Source organism: Clostridium sp. D53t1_180928_C8 (assembly GCF_015667795.1).
Taxonomy (GTDB): domain Bacteria; phylum Bacillota; class Clostridia; order Clostridiales; family Clostridiaceae; genus Clostridium.
The window spans coordinates 22,869-41,291 of the sequence record NZ_JADPEL010000023.1 but is presented as its reverse complement, the minus strand read 5'-3'; the positions used below and the strand labels follow the sequence as shown (position 1 = coordinate 41,291).

The following is an 18,423-nucleotide window of genomic DNA, read 5'->3' as shown; positions in this document are numbered from 1 at the left end:
GTGTAATTTTTATGATTAATATAGATGAAAATTTAACTGTGACTTCTCCAGCTGGTTTTAAAGCATCAGGAGTTCACTGTGGATTAAAAAAAAGCTTATTAAAAAAGGATTTAGCTTTAATATATTCTGATGTTATTGCTACTTCCTGTGGAGTTTATACCAAAAATAAAGTAAAAGGTGCTCCACTTACAGTAACTAAACAACACCTAATCAATAAAAAAGCTCAAGCAATAATTATTAATAGTGGAAATGCTAATACTTGCAATGGTGATGATGGTCTATCAAAGGCAAAAAAAATGACTCACCTTTGTGCTAAAGAGTTAAATATAAAAAATGATGATGTGCTTGTTGCTTCTACTGGAGTCATTGGAGTACCCCTAAATATAGATGCAATAAAAGATGGAATTCCTCAATTAGTAAATAATTTATCTAGTGATATTCAAGGTGCTAAAAATGCATCTATGGCAATTATGACTACTGATACTATTGAAAAACAAGCTGGAATAGAAATTGAAATTGGTGGAAAAAAAATCACTATCGCTGCTATGGCTAAAGGTTCTGGTATGATACATCCAAATATGGCTACTATGCTTTCTTTTATAACTACTGATATTTCAATAGCTCCCGCATTATTAAAAGAAGCATTAAAACAAAGTGTTAATATTTCTTATAACAGAATAAGTGTTGATGGTGATTCTAGTACTAATGATATGGTTTTAATTATGGCAAATGGACTTGCTAATAATCAAACTATTATAGAAAAAAATGAAGACTATAATTTATTTTTAGAAGCATTAACAACTTTAAATATTTATATCTCCAAAAAAATTGCTAAAGATGGCGAAGGTTCCACCAAACTTATAGAGTGCACTGTTAGTAATGCTAACTCTATCGTCGATGCTGAAAGTCTATCTAAAAGTGTAGTTACTTCAAGTCTTGTTAAAGCTGCAATCTTTGGTAGTGATGCTAACTGGGGAAGAATACTTTGTGCATTAGGATATTCTGGTATAGACTTTGATCCTGCAAAAGTTGATGTTTCCTTTTCAAGTAATGCAGGTGAAATTATAGTTTGCATAGATGGTTCATCAGTAAACTTTGATGAAGCAAAAGCAAAAGAAATTTTATTGCAAGATGAAATTAAAATCTTAATAGATATGAAACAAGGCTTATCAGAAGTAACAACTTGGGGTTGTGATCTAACTTATGACTATGTAAAAATAAACGGCGACTACCGTAGTTAATTTTACCTAAGGGGGCAATCAATATATTGGATTACCCGCACAGGCAAGAGGAGGAATTAAATTGAATTATGCTCAACATGCAAATATATTAATACAAGCATTACCTTACATCCAAGAATATTACGGTAAAACCATTGTAATAAAGTATGGTGGAAATGCCATGATTAATGATGAATTAACTAAAACTGTAATAAATGATATTATCCTTATGAAATGTATAGGAATTAATCCCATAATAGTGCACGGTGGTGGTCCTGATATTAGCAATACTTTAGCTAAAATGAATCATGAAAGTAAATTTATAAATGGATTAAGATATACCGACGAAACTACAATAAAAGTTGCTCAAATGGTTTTAGCTGGTAAAGTAAATAAGGATTTAGTTAAACTTATTGAAAAAAATGGGGGTAAATCAATAGGTCTATCAGGTATTGATGGTGGTATGATTAAGGCAACAAAACTCAATAAAGATATAGATTTAGGTTATGTAGGTGAAATAACCTCTGTAAATACAGATCTTTTAAACCTATCAATGAACTCTGGCTATATACCTGTAGTTTCTTCTATTGCTATTGGTGAAAAGGATGATAATAGTTATAACATAAATGCTGATACTTGTGCTTCAAAAATTGCATCTGCATTAAAAGCAGAAAAACTAATTCTTCTAACTGATGTACCTGGTGTAATGAGAAATCCTGCTGATTCTTCTACTCTAATTTCAACTTTAAGATTACATCAAATTCCAAAATTAACTGTAGATAAAATAATTAATGGTGGTATGATTCCAAAAATAAATTGCTGTGTAGAATCAGTAAGAATGGGTGTTAAAAAAGCTCATATAATTGATGGCAGGATTAAGCACTCTATTCTACTTGAACTCTTATCCGAAAAAGGAATAGGAACAGAAATCTACTAACTACTAACTTTTATAACGGGGGGGCTATTTAAAAATGAATTTATTTGAAGAAGAAAATCAATATCTAATGAATACTTATGCTACCTTACCAATTGAAATTTCATATGGTGAAGGATCATATTTATTTGATAAAAATAATAAAAAATATATAGATTTTACTAGTGGAATTGGTGTCAACTCATTAGGATATAATAACGAAGCTTGGAAGAAGGAACTAATATCTCAACTAAACTCATTTCAACATTTATCAAATATTTTTACTAATAATTCTACTGTATTATTAGCAAAAAAACTTTGTCAACTTTCTGGGATGAGCAAAGTATTCTTTGCAAACTCTGGGGCTGAAGCAAATGAATGTGCTATTAAGCTTGCAAGAAAATATAGTTTTAATAAATATGGTAAAGAAAGAGGTACTATACTTTCTCTAAATCAATCATTTCACGGTAGAACTTTAGCTACATTAACAGCAACAGGGCAAGATAAATTCCATAACTACTTCTTCCCTTTCCCTACTGGATTTAAATATACACCTGCTAATTCTATAGATGACTTAAAAGAAAATCTCACTTCAGATGTTTGTGCAATTATAATGGAAGCTATTCAAGGTGAAGGCGGTGTACATACATTAGATAAAAGCTTTGTTTTAGAAGCTTGTAAACTTGCTAAAGAAAAAGACATATTAATAATTTTTGATGAAGTTCAATGCGGAATAGCTAGAACTGGAAAGCTATTTGGATATAACAACTTTAATATCGAACCAGATATAGTAACTAGTGCTAAAGGTCTTGGAGCTGGTCTTCCTATAGGTGCAGTTTTATGTAATGAAAAACTTTCAACTACATTTGTTCCTGGAGATCATGGTTCAACCTTTGGAGGAAACCCAGTTGTATGTGCTGGTGCTACTTCTGTTTTAAATCAACTTTGCAATAGTGACTCTTACACTAAAATTATTTCCAAAGGAGAGCTTATTAAACAAACTATTTTAAAGGAAAAGATAGAAATAGTAAAAGATGTTCGTGGCTTAGGACTAATGATAGGAATAGAGATTAATGGAGACTCTTCTACCATTCAAAAGATAGCCTTAGAAAGCGGATTACTAGTATTAACTGCTGGTAAAAACGTAGTAAGACTACTTCCTCCTTTAAATATTTCCATAGAAGATATTAAATTGGGGATAAATATATTAATATCCGTTCTTAAACAACATTCCTAAATTACACAAGAGTTTATTAAATTAAAAGATAAAAATATCTTATTTTCTAAAATATATTTAAAGAAACTCCCCTAGGAGTTTCCACTTTAACTTTTTACTTTTACCTCTTATCTTTTCACTAACTACTAACTATTATAAAGGGGGCTTATTTATGAATAAAGATTTATTACGTATGGACAATCTTTCAAAGGAAGAAATTTTAGATTTATTAAATCTTGCAGATCAATTAAAATATGAACAAAAACATGATATAGAGCATCACTTACTTAAAGGGAAATCACTAGGTATGATTTTTGAAAAGGCATCAACTCGTACTAGAGTTTCATTTGAAGTAGGAATGTATCAGCTTGGAGGACATCCGCTTTTCTTAAGCTCTAAGGACTTGCAAATAGGTCGTGGGGAACCAATCCAAGATACTGCTAGAGTATTATCTAGGTATTTAGATGGAATAATGATAAGAACATTTTCTCAAAAAGGAATTGAGACTTTAGCTGAATGTTCATCTATTCCAATTATTAATGGACTAACAGATGATGAACATCCATGCCAAATTTTAGCTGATTTAATGACTATAAGAGAAAAGAAACTTATACTTGAAGGCTTAAAGGTTGCTTATATTGGTGATGGTAATAATATGTGTAATTCTTTAATTATAGGTTGCTTAACTTTAGGAATGAATATATCAATTGCTAATCCTATTGGCTATAAGCCACCTAAATATTATATTGAAAAAGGTATTGTATTAGCCGAAGAAAATGATGTTTCTTTTGAAATGACAGAAGACCCTAAAATTGCTATTAAAGATGCTGATGTAATTATAACTGACGTTTGGGCAAGTATGGGGCAAGAAGATGAAGCTAAGAAACGTAAAATTGCATTTAAAGGCTACCAAGTTAATTCAGAAATTATGAAATTAGCTAATGATGATGCAATTATTCTTCATTGTCTTCCAGCTCACAGGGAAGAGGAAATAACTGAAGAAGTTCTTGAAGCTCATGCTGATGAAATATTTGAAGAGGCTGAAAATAGACTTCATGCTCAAAAAGCAGTGCTCGTTAAACTTCTTTCATAATATAATCAAGCCACAAATTATAGTAAAACTAAAAAATTAATCGTTAAATTCAATTGACTATGAAATATTTCATTTTTCTCTTTTAATAAAAATAACACTGTTAATAAATTTATTAACAGTGTTATTTTAAAGTTTACACACGAAAACCGAATCCGTTGATTTAATATATAAATCATCTTTTAAATTATTATAATCTTTTTGAACTCTCCTTGACAAAAGGTACAGTTTATACTTAATGTAACAGGTTATAATTTATTAATTTTATTAAGCTTGTATACCTGCAGGGGCATAAACTCTCTTTGCTAACTCATCATCTAATAAATATAAAGCAGCTGGATTTCCTTCACATCTTCTAACCTTCTTTAAAATTGCATTGAAGTTATTTTCCTCTTCCACTTGCTCATCAATAAACCATTTTAGTAAACTAATTGTAGCATGTTCTTTAGCTTCATATGCAATATCAGTTAACTGATAAATTTTCTTAGTCACTAATTGCTCATGTTGATATCCCTTTTCAAAAACATCAATTGCTCCATCGTAAGTAATCTGTGGCTTATCAACCTTTTCTAATTCTATTGAACCATTCTTTTGATAAACATATTCATAAAATTTCATTGCGTGATCTAACTCTTCCTTAGCTTGAACTCTAAAGAAATTAGCAAACCCTACTAAATCTATTGATTCACAATACCCTGCCATAGCAAGATAGGTATATGAAGAGTAAAATTCAAAATTCACTTGCTCATTAAGTGCTTTTAATAAAGTTTCATTTAACATAACTTTAATTCCTCCTAAGCTTTTATTTTTTTAATATTATATATATTTTCTCATATATATTATCTTTTATCAAATACTAAAGAAATAACATTAATACGGTAAAATAAAATTAATTTAAAGCAATTTATTTTTTATTTTTACACATACTAGACATAAGAAAAATAATATACAATATCGGAGCGAATTATATATGGATAAAGCAAGTTTAAAGAAAAATATTATATCAAAAACCATTCTATTCTTTGCAATAATGATTTTTGTAGTTATATTTAAATCATTGTTTGGAGATGAAAATACACCAATAGGAATTACTACTATAATTGCTTTACTTATGCTATTAGGTAAAGATTTAACTAAAAACCCATTTAAAAATTTCTTAATACTTCTTGGAATAAATCTTGCAATAGGATTTGGATCCTTTATAGCTGCAAACAATATATGGATAGGAATAATTATAGACTTTTTATCATTATCATTAATAGGATATTATTTTAGCTATAACCTTACTAAAGGTTTAATACTACCTTATGGATTACAATATTTGTTTTTACTAAATGGTCCTGTTTATGGAGAAATCTTTGTAAAAAGAATAGCAGGCTTAATATTTGGTGCTATAGTTATTATGGTAAGTCAATTTATAGTAAACTCTAAGAAAAAAAATACCTTTAACAAAGAAAATTCAATAATAGGGTTTAATACTCATGAAAGTGATAAGGCTTATAGAACTGTATCTATATTAGGTAAAGAAGTAAAAATTCATACTGTTAGAGCTTCTTATGCAATAAGAGTCGGCGTTCTTACAGCATTAACTTCTTTTATTTCATTTTATTTTAAATTACCTGAAGGCCGTTGGATGGTATATACTATTTTCTCATTAACAGAGCTATACTCTGAAAATTGTAAAATTAGAGCTGTAAAAAGAATCCAAGGAACTATTATAGGAGCTCTCATTGTAATAATAGCATTTATGTTTATTAAAAGCCCCGCTTTAAGAGGTATAATAATATTAGCTGCTGGATACTTAAACTCCTTTGCTGTAGATTATAGAGATATGATAGTATTAGCAACTATTTCTGCAATAGCTCCTATAGCTATTACAAACGGATCTGTTGAGGTTGCATTAGAAAGATTAATGTATGTAGCAATTGGAACTATTTTAGCTCTATTAGCCAATAGATTCATTTTAAGAAAAACCAAAGCTGATACTATTTCTGAATAAATATAACAATATAGAGGCTATTGTGATTACTTAATACAATAGCCTCTATTTTTAATACAAAAATATATAATAATAATTTCAACAGCTTTTATTTTTCAATATAATTAATTACATGTTTAATTATCATATTGATACTTCCATCTCCATTACGTTGAATTTCAAATTTAGAATTATCATGATAAGCTTCTTCATTTATGTATAAGTCAATATCTTTATCAATCTTAAGTCTTACTCTCTTAAGCTTTTTTTCTACCCACGCTTTATCTACAGAAACCTCATTTTCTAATCCATTTCCCTTCATGAATATTTCGAAATCCTGCTTCTTTGTTGGTTGATCTTTAAATAATTCATTAGAAACTTCTTCTATATTAATAAACTCTTCATCCTTAAGCTTACTTTTTATCTTTGTTCTTATTTTTTCAGCCTCATCTGCATTTTCGGTAATATTACTTCTAGTCCAAGTTTCTGTAGCTTTTAAAAATGTCTTTGTCATGTCCCTCTTATTAGTAACAATACTACAACCTAAGAAACTATTCATAAAATAATTAGCTCCATACTCATCATCTTCAGCTGATTTTTTTTGCTTATCAATTACATACAAATCAAATACTTGATCTTCTCTAATTGGTTTTATAAATGCTGCCTTTTGAATTCTTTGACTACTACCTGGTAATCCTGCAGATTGCGGTACTATTCCTATTCCTATTTTATCATTTACAAATTCCACAGAATGAGTAAAGTTCTTAACATAATCCATCTTAAGTACTCCTACCATAGGACCTACGTCTGTAATTAATGAAACTATTATCAAATCACAAGATGGAATATTAACATTTCCCTTCATAATAGAAAAAAGCTGTCTAGATAATTCCTTAGATAATCCTAAAAAGTCGTTATCTACTCCATTTAAATAGTCTTGAACTATTTCCTTTACAATATTTCTTTCTGAATTAAAGGCTGCTGTCTTTAACTCTTCATCCTTTAAACATTTTTCAATATGCTTATGTAAAAACTTATAAATATCTTCATTTAACTCTAATGTATACTCATTTAAAATTGGTTCAGATGAATTACTATCTAAAATATGTATCACAGCCTCTTGAATATTTATATCATTAATGTACTCCAAAATATCACCCCTATATATTATCTAATATTTTTCTCAAAACATTATAGCATTTATTTTAAAATTTATCCTTACTATACTCTAAGCTATATTTCTTAAATAAATTAACAGAAGGAGTAAGATATCTATTCTTTAAAGTTGCTAAATAAATAAACCTCTCATGTTTAGGGTTTGTTATTGGTAATACTTTAACATTATAATACTTTAAAGATGATATCCTTGGAAGAACTGCTATTCCATAATTTATCTCAACTAATCCTGCTACTGCATTATCCTCTTCTACTTCACATATAGTATTAGGTACAATATCTACCTTTTTAAATAACTCTTCTATTATTGATCTTATACCACTCTTTTCACTAAATCCGATAAAGGGATAACTATCTATTTCTTTTAAATCTATAGACTCTTTTTTAGCTAATGGATGATCATTAGATACAATAACAACAAGCTCCTCATTTGCTATTGGAATAAAATCTATATCTGGTTCATTTTCTACCTTTGAACAGAATATCATATCGAATTTTTCTTCCTTCAAACCTTCAATAAGAGACTTTGTAGTCCCTTGACCAAATATGAATTTTATATTTTTATTATTATCTAAAGATGTAAAATCCTTAATAAGATGTGGAATAAACTTTGGACCTAGCGTATATATATAACCTAATTCTATAGTTCCTGTAGAAACGCTAGTCAACTCTCTAATCTTTTTTTCACCTTTTTCTAACTCACTTAAAGCTCTGTCTACATATTCAAAATATATTTTCCCATACTTAGTTAGTTTTATATTTCTCCCTTGCTTTTCAAAAAGATAAGTTCCTAAATCTTTCTCTAACGTTGCCATAGCATGACTTAAGCTTGGTTGTGTTATAGATAATTCTTCTGCTGCTTGAGTATAATGTTCTAACCTTGCTAAAACTCTAAAATAACTTAAATGATTTAAATTCATTTTTATCTCCTTTGCCTAACATTCTATTTTAATAACATATATTAAATCTTAAATATTAACTTTGTTATAATTTAAACTTATTTTTCTTTATAAATCTAAAATATTATAACATATATATAGATATTTTCTATAAATAAACACAAAAATATGTATTAGAATAATTGAAAATAATATATTAAAATTTATTTTGTAATCTTACAAAGAACTTTATACATAACTTAGTTAAATTTTTATCAAAAGGAGTATTAAAAATGCAAAATACGCTTACTAAAAATAAGTATATGCCTACGGCATTAGCTATGTATATTAACTACTTTATACATGGTATGGGTGCTATCATCTTAGCACAAAACATCGATTTCTTAATGGAACAATTCAATACTAACAAAGCTGGTGTATCATATGTTATTTCAGCTCTTGGATTAGGTAGATTAATTGTATTATTTGTATCAGGTATATTATCAGACAAATATGGTAGAAAGCCATTTATTCTTTTAGGCATGGGAACTTATGCAATATTTATGGGTGGTATATTAGTAAGTACTAACGTTACTATGGCCTTCTTCTTTGCATTATTAGCTGGTATGGCTAACTCATTTATGGATGCTGGTACTTACCCTGCATTAACTGAATGTTTCCCTAAAGCATCTGGAAGTGCAAACGTTGCTATTAAAGCCTTTATATCTGCTGGACAATTTATATTGCCTTGGATTATTAGCTTCTTAATAGCTAACGATCTTTACTTCGGATGGACATTTATATTCTGTATTGCTGTATTTATAATTAATGGATTCTTCATATTAAAGCTTCCGTTCCCTGCTTTCAAAGCTGTTGAAAAAACAGAAGCTATTGTTACTGAAGAAAAAATTGAATCTAATGTTAAAGCTAACTTCTGGATTGAAGGCATTTGCTTAATATTAATCGGCTTCACTGCTACTGCAACATTCCAAGTTGTCGCAAACTGGCTACCATCATTTGCAAGAGAAGTTGCTGGCGTTGAACAAACTGTTTCTCTTAAATTAATAAGTATTTATAGTACTGGCTCAATAGTATCTGTATTTGTTACTTCAGTATTAGTTGCTAAATGGATAAAACAAGTTAGATTTACATTTGTTTACCCATTAATATCCTTAGTAATGTTAACAATACTTTGGATGTTCCCAAGCACATTAACTTGCATAATTGCAGCATTTGTAATTGGATTCTCTGCTGCTGGTGGAGTTCTACAATTAGCATTAACCTCAATGTCAGAATTATTCCCATCAAGTAAGGGTAAAATCACTGGTATAGTATTTACAGCTTCAAGTATAGCTTCTACTGTAGTACCAAGTATTACTGGTATATTAGCAGATATAAACTTAAGCCACGTAATATTATTCGATATGGTAATTACTGCTTTAGGTGTTATATTAGCACTTATAGTTAATATTAGATATAACATAGTAAAAAAAAATGAATTAAAATTTAACAAAGCTGCTTAATAATTATTAAAAGGTTGTACATAAATTTGTACAACCTTTTTTTTGCTTTAAGTAAATTAAACTAGCTTCCTCTTTTTAAATAAATATAATAGTACTTTAAAATATTTAAAATCTAGAATACAATATAGAAGGGGTGGTACTATGAAAAATATAAAATCAAATAAAAAATTTATAATTCAAAAAAACATTTTTATTTTACTTATTATAGGTTTAATTGTAGTTTCAGTTGCTTTTATAAATAAATATATTAATGATGATAAAAATTCTACCATTAATAACGTTGCTAGCATAAATTCTAAAAGTGATGATGCTACTCAAGATAACAGCAACTCTGAAGATAATATTAGTTCTGAAGATAATAACAAATCTGAAGATAATAATACATCTGAAGGTATGAATTTAACTTACAATGATTCTAATAATGAATATCTTATATTAGTTAACAGAGATCACGCTCTTGAAGAAAACTATGAACCTAGTGATTTAGTTGTTCCTAATATTCCATTACAAACAACCTCTAATATGACAGCTCATGTTAGAGCTGAAGTTGCAACAGAACTCGAAAACATGTTTAACGCTGCAAAAAAAGATAATATTAATTTAATTGGTATTTCAGGATACCGTTCATGCGATTATCAAGTTACAGTTTATAATGATGCAGTTGCAAATGAAGGTGTTGAGTCTGCTAATAATTATGTTGCTCATCCTGGTCATAGCGAGCATCAAACTGGTCTAGCAATAGATATATTATCTAGTGAATATAGTAGTTTAGATGAAGGATTTGAAAATACAAAAACCTTTAAATGGATGCTAGAAAATAGTAGTAATTATGGTTTTATACTTAGATATCCTAAAGGGAAAGAGGATATTACAGGATATAGCTACGAACCATGGCATTTAAGATACGTTGGAAAAGATGCAGCTAAAGAAATAACTGAAAAACAATTAACATTAGAAGAATACCTAAAATAAATATAAACAATTTAATAATCACTCTATAAGATTACATAAAAAAATAGACCTAGTTTAATTTTAAAATAGGTCTATTTTTTATGACTATAAATATGCTATCTTTCAGCTTCAATTAGACTCTTCATAGTTTCCTTATCCATACCACCTGGTATATACTTACTTACAAATCCCTCTTTATCTATTATAAGAGTTGATGGAAAAGCACTAATACCATATTCAATAATCATAGGTCCCCCCTCATCAAACACTACAGGGAACTTATAGTAATTTTCAGATAAAAATTTTTTAACATCTTCTTCTGAGCCTTCTCTTCCTAAATTAGGTGATGATACTCCAAGAATTACTACATCATCTTGATTCGTATTATATTCTTGATATAATTCATCTATATAAGGCATTTCCTCTCTACATGGAGGACACCATGTTGCCCAGAAATTTAAGAATATTGTTTTTCCTTTATATTCACTAAGAGTGTGCTCTTTACCGTATTGATCATATAAAGTAAAATCTATTGGTGAAATCTTGCCGTTATCTTCTTTATTATTTTCATTTACACTCTCACTATTTTCTGTTTTATTTTCATTCTTAATACTTGCTTGTTTATTTACATTAATAACACCATTAGCAAGCATAACTATTCCAGCTATAATTATGAAAATACCACTTATCTTTTTTATTTCATTCATATATTTTTTTACTGAATCAAATTTTTTAAATAATTTTCCATAAAATATTGATGCTATTATAAATGGTAATATAAATCCTAAAGTGTAAATTGCAATTAATAAATTAGAAGTAAATAAATTATCTGATGTTGATGCCATAACTAGTACTGATGCTAAGATAGGACCAATACAAGGTGTCCAACCAAAACTAAATGTAAATCCTAAGACAAAAGCAGACACCGGAGACATAGTTTTATAATTAACATTTAATCTTTTTTCTCTATTTAATAAATCTAATTTTATTATTCCTAAATAAAATAGTCCCATAAATATAATAATAATTCCACCAATTATCATTATAATATTCTTATTAGCATTCAAAAATGTACTTAGAGCACTTATTGATGAACCTAATATAAAAAATGTAGTTGATATTCCTAGTGCAAAAAATATGGTATTCTTTATTAAAGTTCCACTTCTAAATTTTGAATCCCTTAATTCATCTACACTACTATTTGATAACATACTTAAGTATATCGGCAGTATCGGCAATATACATGGAGAGAAAATCGATAATATCCCCTCAATAAACACTATGAAAAAATTAATATTTCCCACTAACTGTTTCCTCCTATTATTCTTTTTTTCTTTATATTAATATAAAGACTTTATATTCACAATTAGGCACTTTTTAGTAACTATATTTTTTAAAAGGTAGTATGGAATAATAGTAAAATTAGAACTCTTATTCCATACTACTTAATTTATCTTATTGTTAGCTGTCATAATACTAACAATATATACCCCCCTAGATAATATTTTCTAACCTTCACAAGAAAGATTACTATTACCCCAATTAATCATTCTTTCCATAATTGGTAGTAATAATATTCCAGAGTCACTTAAATAATAATTTGATTCAACCGTATTGTTTATAGTCTTTTTTTCATTTATTACAATATTATTTTCTATTAATAAATCTAATTGTTGGGTTAGCATCTTTTTACTACATCCATCTAAAATTCTTTGTAGCTCTCCAAACCTAATTCTTTTATCCTGGATATTCCATATTATTTCTGCAACCCACTTCTTTCCTAAGATATTAGATAATGCTTCAACTGGACAGTTATATACCTCTTCTTTTACCTTATACATTTTACAACACCTCTCTTTATTGTTTAGATACCACATCCTAAACTTGATAAAATTTCATTAAATAACTTACTTTCATCTATCTCTTTAATATTATTAACTACTCTTATCGAACCTACTAAATTAACATCCATAATTATACCATAATCTATATTCTCTTCTAATTTTACTTTACCATAAAACTTTCCATTCTCATATTGCAACGGAAACTGACTGCCATCTTCAGGATTTATTATATAAACATCTTTATCAGAATTTATGCCTTCTAAATTAATCAAAAATTCATCTTTCTTATTTATAACTGTTACAAAACTATTTAAATATTTTCCGTCTAATTTTTTATTAATTGTATCTTTATCACTTAATTCAAATGAATATCCCAATACATTTTTTTCAACATTAACACTTTTGCTTTTTAAATTAACTATACTACCAGATATTACTCCTACTATAAATACTGATATAATAAATAATATTACTTTTTTATTTTTCACTAATTTTTCTCCTTGTACTTAAATTAATGCAAACAAATCATTTAATGCTTCACTCATAGTTGGATGAGTAAATATATTGTCACGAATAAATGTATAATCTAAATTTGCTCTCATTGCAATGCTTATTATATTTATCAATTCACTAGACTCAGGAGATAATAATGTACATCCTAATATTTTATTTGTCTTTGCATCTACTATAGCCTTCATAATCCCTTCAATTTCTCCAATTACCCTTGCTCTTGGAATTGCAGCTACTTGTAATTTTGCTACTTTTATATCATATCCTTGTGCTCTTGCCTCTTCTTCACTTAATCCAACCCTAGATAAATTTGGTTCAATAAATACAGAATAAGGTATAACTTGTCTATTATCAGTTGTTCTCTTACCTTCACCAAGTAAATTATCCTTAATAATTCTAAAATCATCTAAAGATATATATGTGAATTGAGGTCCACCATTAACATCTCCAATAGCCCATATATTATCAACGCTTGTCTTTAACTTATTATCAACAGCTATTGCCCCTCTTTCAGTAACCTTTACTCCTGCTAAATCTAAATTTAATCCTTCTATATTAGGTTTTCTTCCAGTTGCAATTAATACTGCGTCACCATTAATATTTTCATCCTTATTATATAATTTATTAAAGTATGAAACAGTGACTTCATCACTATTTTCATTAAATGATGTAACATTAGAGTTTAATATAAATGAAATACCTTTATTTTCTAGTATTTCTCTAATATTATCTGAAATATCTTTGTCTTCTCTTCCTGCTATTCTATCTGATGTTTCTATTACAGTAACCTTTGATCCAAAACTTGCATATATTGATGCAAACTCTAATCCAATATAACCTCCACCAACAATTACTAAATGCTTAGGTAATTCCTTTAAATCTAATATTTGAGTACTTGTATATATTCTCTTACTATCATTTATTCCTGGAATATTAGGTATTACAGTAGTTGCTCCAGTATTTATAAATATTTTTTCACCTTCTATAATTAATTTTCTATCTTCAGTATATATTTCAACCTCTGTATTAGATATAAAAGATGCTGTTCCTGTGTATATAGTTATATTTTCATTGCTATCTAACATGTTATAATTTTTTCCTCTTAACATTTTAACTAGCTCTTCTTTTTCTTCTATTGCCCTTCTATATTCTTCAGCTTTTTCTTCAAAAGAATTTAACTTCTTATATAAAGCTACTTTTGACTTATGAACTAACCTTTTAGTTGGAATACATCCAATATTAATACAAGTTCCACCATACATCATTTCTGACTTTTCAATTAAAGCTACTTTTTTTCCTTGTTTTCCTAAAAACCCGGCTAGAGTTTTTCCACCTTTTCCAAATCCAATTATTATAGCATCATACTTATTCATATTTTTTGTCCTCCTCATTATAAAAAATCCCCAGGAGAAAATTAATAATTCTTTATCTCCTGGGAGTAGGCTAACCTAAATTGATTTATTTATCATTTCTACTAAAGCACCCTTAGGTAAGAACCCCACATTTGTAGTAATTTCTTCTCCATTTTTAAATACTTTTATTGTTGGTATATTTTTAACTTTATACTCACTTGCTACATTAGGATTTTCATCTATATCAACCTTAACTATTTTTACATTCTTCATTTCTTCTTGAACATCTTCTAATACAGGAGCTAACATTTTACAAGGTCCACACCAAGTTGCAAAGAAATCTACAACAACTACTCCTTCTTGCTTTAATACTTCCATGTTAAATTCTTTTTCATTTATATGCTTTACCATCTTAATTCCTCCAAAATATTTATAATTTATTAACTTAACGTTATTATTTTGCGTCATTTATTAACTGACTTCATTGTATCAACCTATTTATCTTCTAACAATTAGGCACTTTTTAGTTACTACTTAAATATTAACTTTATTTTTTTGAATCTAAATATGAAGTCGCACTTAATGATGCAATATTTCCCTCTCCAGCTGATTTAATATATTGATATGGCTTTCCAACACAATCTCCAGCAGCAAAACATCCTGGTATATTAGTTCTCATTAATCTATCACATTTTATATGTCCCTCTTCCTCTTCAAGTCCTGGTACTAATTGAGCTGGTGGAACCGCATCCTTTAATAAAAACACTCCATCTGTTTCTATTTCCCTATCCTTGAATACTACTTTCTTAACTTGGATATCACCATCAATTTTCATTGGTCTTTCCTCAACTAATTCAATACCTTCATTTAAGTGGTATTCCCCTTTATATAAAGGTACATAATATACTTTTGATGCAATTTCATTTACAAAATTAGCTTCTTGTTCGCCTTCCTCATTTGAAGCTATTATAACAACTGTCTTTTCCTTATATAATGGTGCATCACATGTTGCACAATATCCAACACCCTTTCCTAGAAATTCAACCTCACCTTGTAATGGCCTTGAAAATTCTACTCCTGTTGCTATTATTACAGACCTAGCTTCATATGTTTTATCCTTGGCCATTATAGTAAAATAATCTCCCATAGCATAAACATTATTTACTCTTTCTTCTGTTATTTCAATTCCATTTGTTTCTATGTGATTATTAAATGCTTCAAATAACTTTTTACCATCTGCATTTGGAACCCCTAAATAATTATTTATTTTAGGAGCCTTTCCAATTTTAGAACTAAAATTTTTGCTTCCAAATACAATAAATGATTTTTTTCTTATTTGTGCATTAAGTGCCGCTGATAATCCTGCTGGCCCACTTCCTATTATTGCTATATCATATCTTTCACTCATACTTAAACTCTCCTTTTTTCTCTTTACTTATTATTTTCCCTTGATTTGCTTTCATTTTATATAACTAATTAACTTCCTACAATTAGGTACTTTAAAGTTACTTAGAAACTAAAATGTAACCTGAAATTTTTTAATTGAACTTTACACTTGCTAAGAATTCCTTAGTTCTAATTTCTTTAGGCCTTAATAGAACCTTTTCTGGCGTACCTTGTTCTACAATAACACCATTATCAATAAATATAACTTTATCAGCTATCTCCCTCGCAAATGATAATTCATGGGTAACAATTACCATTGTTATATTCTCTTTTGCTAAATCCTTAATTACATTAAGTACTTCTAATACCATTTCTGGATCTAAAGCCGATGTAGGTTCATCAAATAATATAACCTTTGGTTCTAAAGCTATTGCTCTAGCTATAGAAACCCTTTGTTTTTGACCTCCTGATAAATTTTTAGGATAAATATCATTTTTAATATCCATATTTACTTTTTTTAATATTTTTAGGGCTATTTCCTCACTCTTATTTTTCTCTATTTTCTTAACAAAAATAAGTCCTTCCATAATATTTTCTAATACAGTTTTATTATTAAAAAGATTAAAGTTTTGAAATACCATTGCTGACTTCTCTCTAATTTTTTTTATATCTAAATTTGAATGACTATTTGCATCTATTTTAAACCCATCAATTTTTATACTACCTTCTGTTGGTGCTTCTAAATAATTTAAACATCTTAAAAAAGTAGACTTACCTGATCCTGAAGGACCTATTATTGCAACAACCTCACCTTTATTAACTTCTATATCTATCCCCTTTAAAACTTCAAAATCTCCATAACTTTTCTTAATTCCTTCAGCATAAATCATTTTAACGCCTCCTAATAAACAGATAACCTTCTTTCAACTGATCTTTGAATATAATTAAACATCTCAATTAATATCCAATAAACTATCGCCACCCCTATGTAACTTTCAAAAAATTTATAATTTATAGATGCAACCATTTGTGCCTTTGCTAACATTTCTGCCACTCCTATAGTAAATGCAAGTGATGACCCTTTAACTATATCTATATAAATATTTCCTATAGCCGGTATAGAAATTCTCATAACTTGTGGTAATATTATTCTTCTTATAGCCTGCATATTAGTCATTCCTATAGATAAAGCAGCTTCCATTTGTCCCTTATCTACAGCATTAAAGGAACCTCTTAATACTTCTGATATGTATGCCGATGCATTTAATGCTAAAGCTATAAGTGTTGCCATAAAACCATTCACCCCTTTGAATATAGTAAATATTTGAGGTAATCCAAAATATAATAAAAATAATTGTACTAATAAAGGTGTTCCTCTAAAAAATGACACATATATAGCTAGTATTTCGCTTAATATTGATATCTTTAAATACCTTACTACAGCTATAATTATTCCTAAAATCAACGCTATTACCATTGATATTACTGATAATAAAATAGTTACCTTTAATCCCGATAAAATTCCCTTAAATAAGTTTTCAAAAAAACTATTATTACTTTTAGTTGTTACATCAGTACTAAGCCACTTATTTGATATTTCTTGTAATGTTCCATCTTCCTTCATATCAGTCAAAACATTATTTACTTGCCTTACAATCTTTTCATTTTCTTCTGTTTTTCTAAATACAAAAGCATTTTCTATTTTTTCAAATGGATCTCCCGCTAATTGTAACGGTAAATTTTTTTCATTTTTATTTATTAATGCTGATATTTTATCTATAACAACAGCATCTATTCTTCCAATAATTAAATCATTAAATTCCGAATCTGTACTTTGATATGTAATGATACTATCTCCAATATTTTTTTCTTTTAATAATTTCTCATAATTACTACCTAAATCAACCCCAACACTTTTCCCACTTAAATCATCAATTGATTTTATTAAGCTATTTCCTTCTTTAACTATTATTTGTGCTCCACTTTCTACATATGGATCTGAAAAATAATATTTTTCTTTTCTTTCATCTGTTATTGTTATTTGATTAGCTATAACATCAATTTTATCTGAATCCAACATTCCAAATAATCCACTAAAAGAAGCAGTCTTATAATCTATTTTATAATTAAGCCTCTTGCCTATTTCATTCCAAATATCTACTTCAAAACCTTGCACCTCATTTCCCTCCATAAAAGTAAAAGGATAATAAGTCCCCGATGACCCAACTCTAATAATTTTGTTATTAGTTTTTTGTACATCGGCAAGTGCGTTAAACGTACTGATATTTATAGTTAAAATTGCAAATACTGCTATTAAAATTATTCTTAACTTCTTCATTTGTGCACCTTCCTTTTTATTTGCTCATTGTTACCTTAGCTTAATTTA

General features: G+C 28.2%; 18 protein-coding genes. 7 read left to right on the top strand and 11 right to left on the bottom strand.

Annotated elements, in window-relative coordinates:
• Window positions 1-11 precede the first annotated feature (11 nt).
• The 4 genes from argJ to argF all read left to right on the top strand — a co-directional run bounded on the left by argJ (window position 12) and on the right by argF (window position 4,442).
• Complete coding sequence (gene argJ / locus I4V51_RS13520; RefSeq protein WP_195988961.1) at window positions 12-1,241, top strand: bifunctional ornithine acetyltransferase/N-acetylglutamate synthase; 1,230 nt, start codon at window positions 12-14, stop codon at window positions 1,239-1,241.
• A gap of 61 nt (window positions 1,242-1,302) precedes the next feature.
• Window positions 1,303-2,157 carry an acetylglutamate kinase gene (gene argB, locus I4V51_RS13515; RefSeq protein ID WP_195988960.1) on the top strand — a complete coding sequence of 285 codons (855 nt, stop codon included), beginning with the start codon at window positions 1,303-1,305 and terminating at the stop codon, window positions 2,155-2,157.
• Between the two features lie 34 nt (window positions 2,158-2,191).
• Window positions 2,192-3,370 (top strand): aspartate aminotransferase family protein, encoded by a 1,179-nt coding sequence (locus I4V51_RS13510; RefSeq protein ID WP_195988959.1) that lies wholly within the window; start codon window positions 2,192-2,194, stop codon window positions 3,368-3,370.
• Window positions 3,371-3,521: 151 nt separating this feature from the next.
• A complete protein-coding gene (argF, locus tag I4V51_RS13505) occupies window positions 3,522-4,442 on the top strand; it encodes an ornithine carbamoyltransferase (protein WP_195988958.1) in 921 nt (306 codons plus the stop codon).
• A 264-nt stretch (window positions 4,443-4,706) separates the two neighbouring features.
• Here the strand turns inward: argF and I4V51_RS13500 are convergent, their stop codons facing one another.
• Window positions 4,707-5,219, bottom strand: coding sequence for a ferritin (locus I4V51_RS13500; protein WP_195988957.1), 513 nt, complete (start codon window positions 5,217-5,219; stop codon window positions 4,707-4,709).
• 190 nt (window positions 5,220-5,409) lie between these two features.
• On the opposite strand from I4V51_RS13500, the gene I4V51_RS13495 reads away from it, so the two are divergent.
• Window positions 5,410-6,438 carry an FUSC family protein gene (locus tag I4V51_RS13495; RefSeq protein ID WP_195988956.1) on the top strand — a complete coding sequence of 343 codons (1,029 nt, stop codon included), beginning with the start codon at window positions 5,410-5,412 and terminating at the stop codon, window positions 6,436-6,438.
• A gap of 88 nt (window positions 6,439-6,526) precedes the next feature.
• Here I4V51_RS13495 and I4V51_RS13490 read toward each other — a convergent pair whose 3' ends face one another.
• Both I4V51_RS13490 and I4V51_RS13485 read right to left on the bottom strand, forming a co-directional pair.
• Window positions 6,527-7,567, bottom strand: a complete 1,041-nt coding sequence (locus I4V51_RS13490; protein ID WP_195988955.1) for a nucleoid-associated protein — start codon at window positions 7,565-7,567, stop codon at window positions 6,527-6,529.
• Between the two features lie 55 nt (window positions 7,568-7,622).
• Complete coding sequence (locus tag I4V51_RS13485; RefSeq protein ID WP_195988954.1) at window positions 7,623-8,513, bottom strand: LysR family transcriptional regulator; 891 nt, start codon at window positions 8,511-8,513, stop codon at window positions 7,623-7,625.
• A 251-nt stretch (window positions 8,514-8,764) separates the two neighbouring features.
• Between I4V51_RS13485 and I4V51_RS13480 the strand changes: the two genes are divergently transcribed.
• Both I4V51_RS13480 and I4V51_RS13475 read left to right on the top strand, forming a co-directional pair.
• Entirely contained in the window at window positions 8,765-9,994 is a 1,230-nt protein-coding gene (locus I4V51_RS13480; protein WP_195988953.1) for an MFS transporter, read from the top strand.
• 141 nt (window positions 9,995-10,135) lie between these two features.
• The gene (locus I4V51_RS13475; RefSeq protein ID WP_195988952.1) at window positions 10,136-10,966 is read left to right on the top strand and encodes a M15 family metallopeptidase; all 831 of its coding nucleotides are present in this window, start codon (window positions 10,136-10,138) and stop codon (window positions 10,964-10,966) included.
• A 95-nt stretch (window positions 10,967-11,061) separates the two neighbouring features.
• Here I4V51_RS13475 and I4V51_RS13470 read toward each other — a convergent pair whose 3' ends face one another.
• From I4V51_RS13470 to I4V51_RS13435, 8 genes are all read right to left on the bottom strand, one after another.
• A complete protein-coding gene (locus tag I4V51_RS13470) occupies window positions 11,062-12,249 on the bottom strand; it encodes a cytochrome c biogenesis protein/redoxin (protein WP_195988951.1) in 1,188 nt (395 codons plus the stop codon).
• Window positions 12,250-12,453: 204 nt separating this feature from the next.
• Window positions 12,454-12,786, bottom strand: coding sequence for a helix-turn-helix domain-containing protein (locus I4V51_RS13465; RefSeq protein ID WP_195988950.1), 333 nt, complete (start codon window positions 12,784-12,786; stop codon window positions 12,454-12,456).
• Between the two features lie 23 nt (window positions 12,787-12,809).
• On the bottom strand, window positions 12,810-13,277 hold the full coding sequence (locus I4V51_RS13460; protein ID WP_195988949.1) for a hypothetical protein: 468 nt from the start codon (window positions 13,275-13,277) through the stop codon (window positions 12,810-12,812).
• Window positions 13,278-13,295: 18 nt separating this feature from the next.
• Window positions 13,296-14,672 carry an FAD-dependent oxidoreductase gene (locus I4V51_RS13455; protein WP_195988948.1) on the bottom strand — a complete coding sequence of 459 codons (1,377 nt, stop codon included), beginning with the start codon at window positions 14,670-14,672 and terminating at the stop codon, window positions 13,296-13,298.
• 75 nt (window positions 14,673-14,747) lie between these two features.
• Complete coding sequence (trxA, locus tag I4V51_RS13450; protein WP_195988947.1) at window positions 14,748-15,062, bottom strand: thioredoxin; 315 nt, start codon at window positions 15,060-15,062, stop codon at window positions 14,748-14,750.
• A gap of 136 nt (window positions 15,063-15,198) precedes the next feature.
• The gene (locus I4V51_RS13445; protein WP_195988946.1) at window positions 15,199-16,059 is read right to left on the bottom strand and encodes an NAD(P)/FAD-dependent oxidoreductase; all 861 of its coding nucleotides are present in this window, start codon (window positions 16,057-16,059) and stop codon (window positions 15,199-15,201) included.
• A 130-nt stretch (window positions 16,060-16,189) separates the two neighbouring features.
• Complete coding sequence (locus I4V51_RS13440) at window positions 16,190-16,927, bottom strand: amino acid ABC transporter ATP-binding protein (protein ID WP_195988945.1); 738 nt, start codon at window positions 16,925-16,927, stop codon at window positions 16,190-16,192.
• A gap of 11 nt (window positions 16,928-16,938) precedes the next feature.
• Complete coding sequence (locus I4V51_RS13435) at window positions 16,939-18,375, bottom strand: ABC transporter permease subunit (RefSeq protein ID WP_195988944.1); 1,437 nt, start codon at window positions 18,373-18,375, stop codon at window positions 16,939-16,941.
• Window positions 18,376-18,423 lie beyond the last annotated feature (48 nt).

What these genes read in the sequence shown, in the direction of transcription:
- argJ (WP_195988961.1), top strand. Translation starts at nt 12, where the DNA reads ATGATTAATATAGATGAAAATTTAACTGTGACTTCTCCAGCTGGTTTT.
- I4V51_RS13510 (WP_195988959.1), top strand. Translation starts at nt 2,192, where the DNA reads ATGAATTTATTTGAAGAAGAAAATCAATATCTAATGAATACTTATGCT.
- argF (WP_195988958.1), top strand. Translation starts at nt 3,522, where the DNA reads ATGAATAAAGATTTATTACGTATGGACAATCTTTCAAAGGAAGAAATT.
- I4V51_RS13500 (WP_195988957.1), bottom strand. Translation starts at nt 5,219, where the DNA reads ATGTTAAATGAAACTTTATTAAAAGCACTTAATGAGCAAGTGAATTTT.
- I4V51_RS13495 (WP_195988956.1), top strand. Translation starts at nt 5,410, where the DNA reads ATGGATAAAGCAAGTTTAAAGAAAAATATTATATCAAAAACCATTCTA.
- I4V51_RS13485 (WP_195988954.1), bottom strand. Translation starts at nt 8,513, where the DNA reads ATGAATTTAAATCATTTAAGTTATTTTAGAGTTTTAGCAAGGTTAGAA.
- I4V51_RS13480 (WP_195988953.1), top strand. Translation starts at nt 8,765, where the DNA reads ATGCAAAATACGCTTACTAAAAATAAGTATATGCCTACGGCATTAGCT.
- I4V51_RS13475 (WP_195988952.1), top strand. Translation starts at nt 10,136, where the DNA reads ATGAAAAATATAAAATCAAATAAAAAATTTATAATTCAAAAAAACATT.
- I4V51_RS13465 (WP_195988950.1), bottom strand. Translation starts at nt 12,786, where the DNA reads ATGTATAAGGTAAAAGAAGAGGTATATAACTGTCCAGTTGAAGCATTA.
- I4V51_RS13455 (WP_195988948.1), bottom strand. Translation starts at nt 14,672, where the DNA reads ATGAATAAGTATGATGCTATAATAATTGGATTTGGAAAAGGTGGAAAA.
- trxA (WP_195988947.1), bottom strand. Translation starts at nt 15,062, where the DNA reads ATGGTAAAGCATATAAATGAAAAAGAATTTAACATGGAAGTATTAAAG.
- I4V51_RS13445 (WP_195988946.1), bottom strand. Translation starts at nt 16,059, where the DNA reads ATGAGTGAAAGATATGATATAGCAATAATAGGAAGTGGGCCAGCAGGA.
- I4V51_RS13440 (WP_195988945.1), bottom strand. Translation starts at nt 16,927, where the DNA reads ATGATTTATGCTGAAGGAATTAAGAAAAGTTATGGAGATTTTGAAGTT.
- I4V51_RS13435 (WP_195988944.1), bottom strand. Translation starts at nt 18,375, where the DNA reads ATGAAGAAGTTAAGAATAATTTTAATAGCAGTATTTGCAATTTTAACT.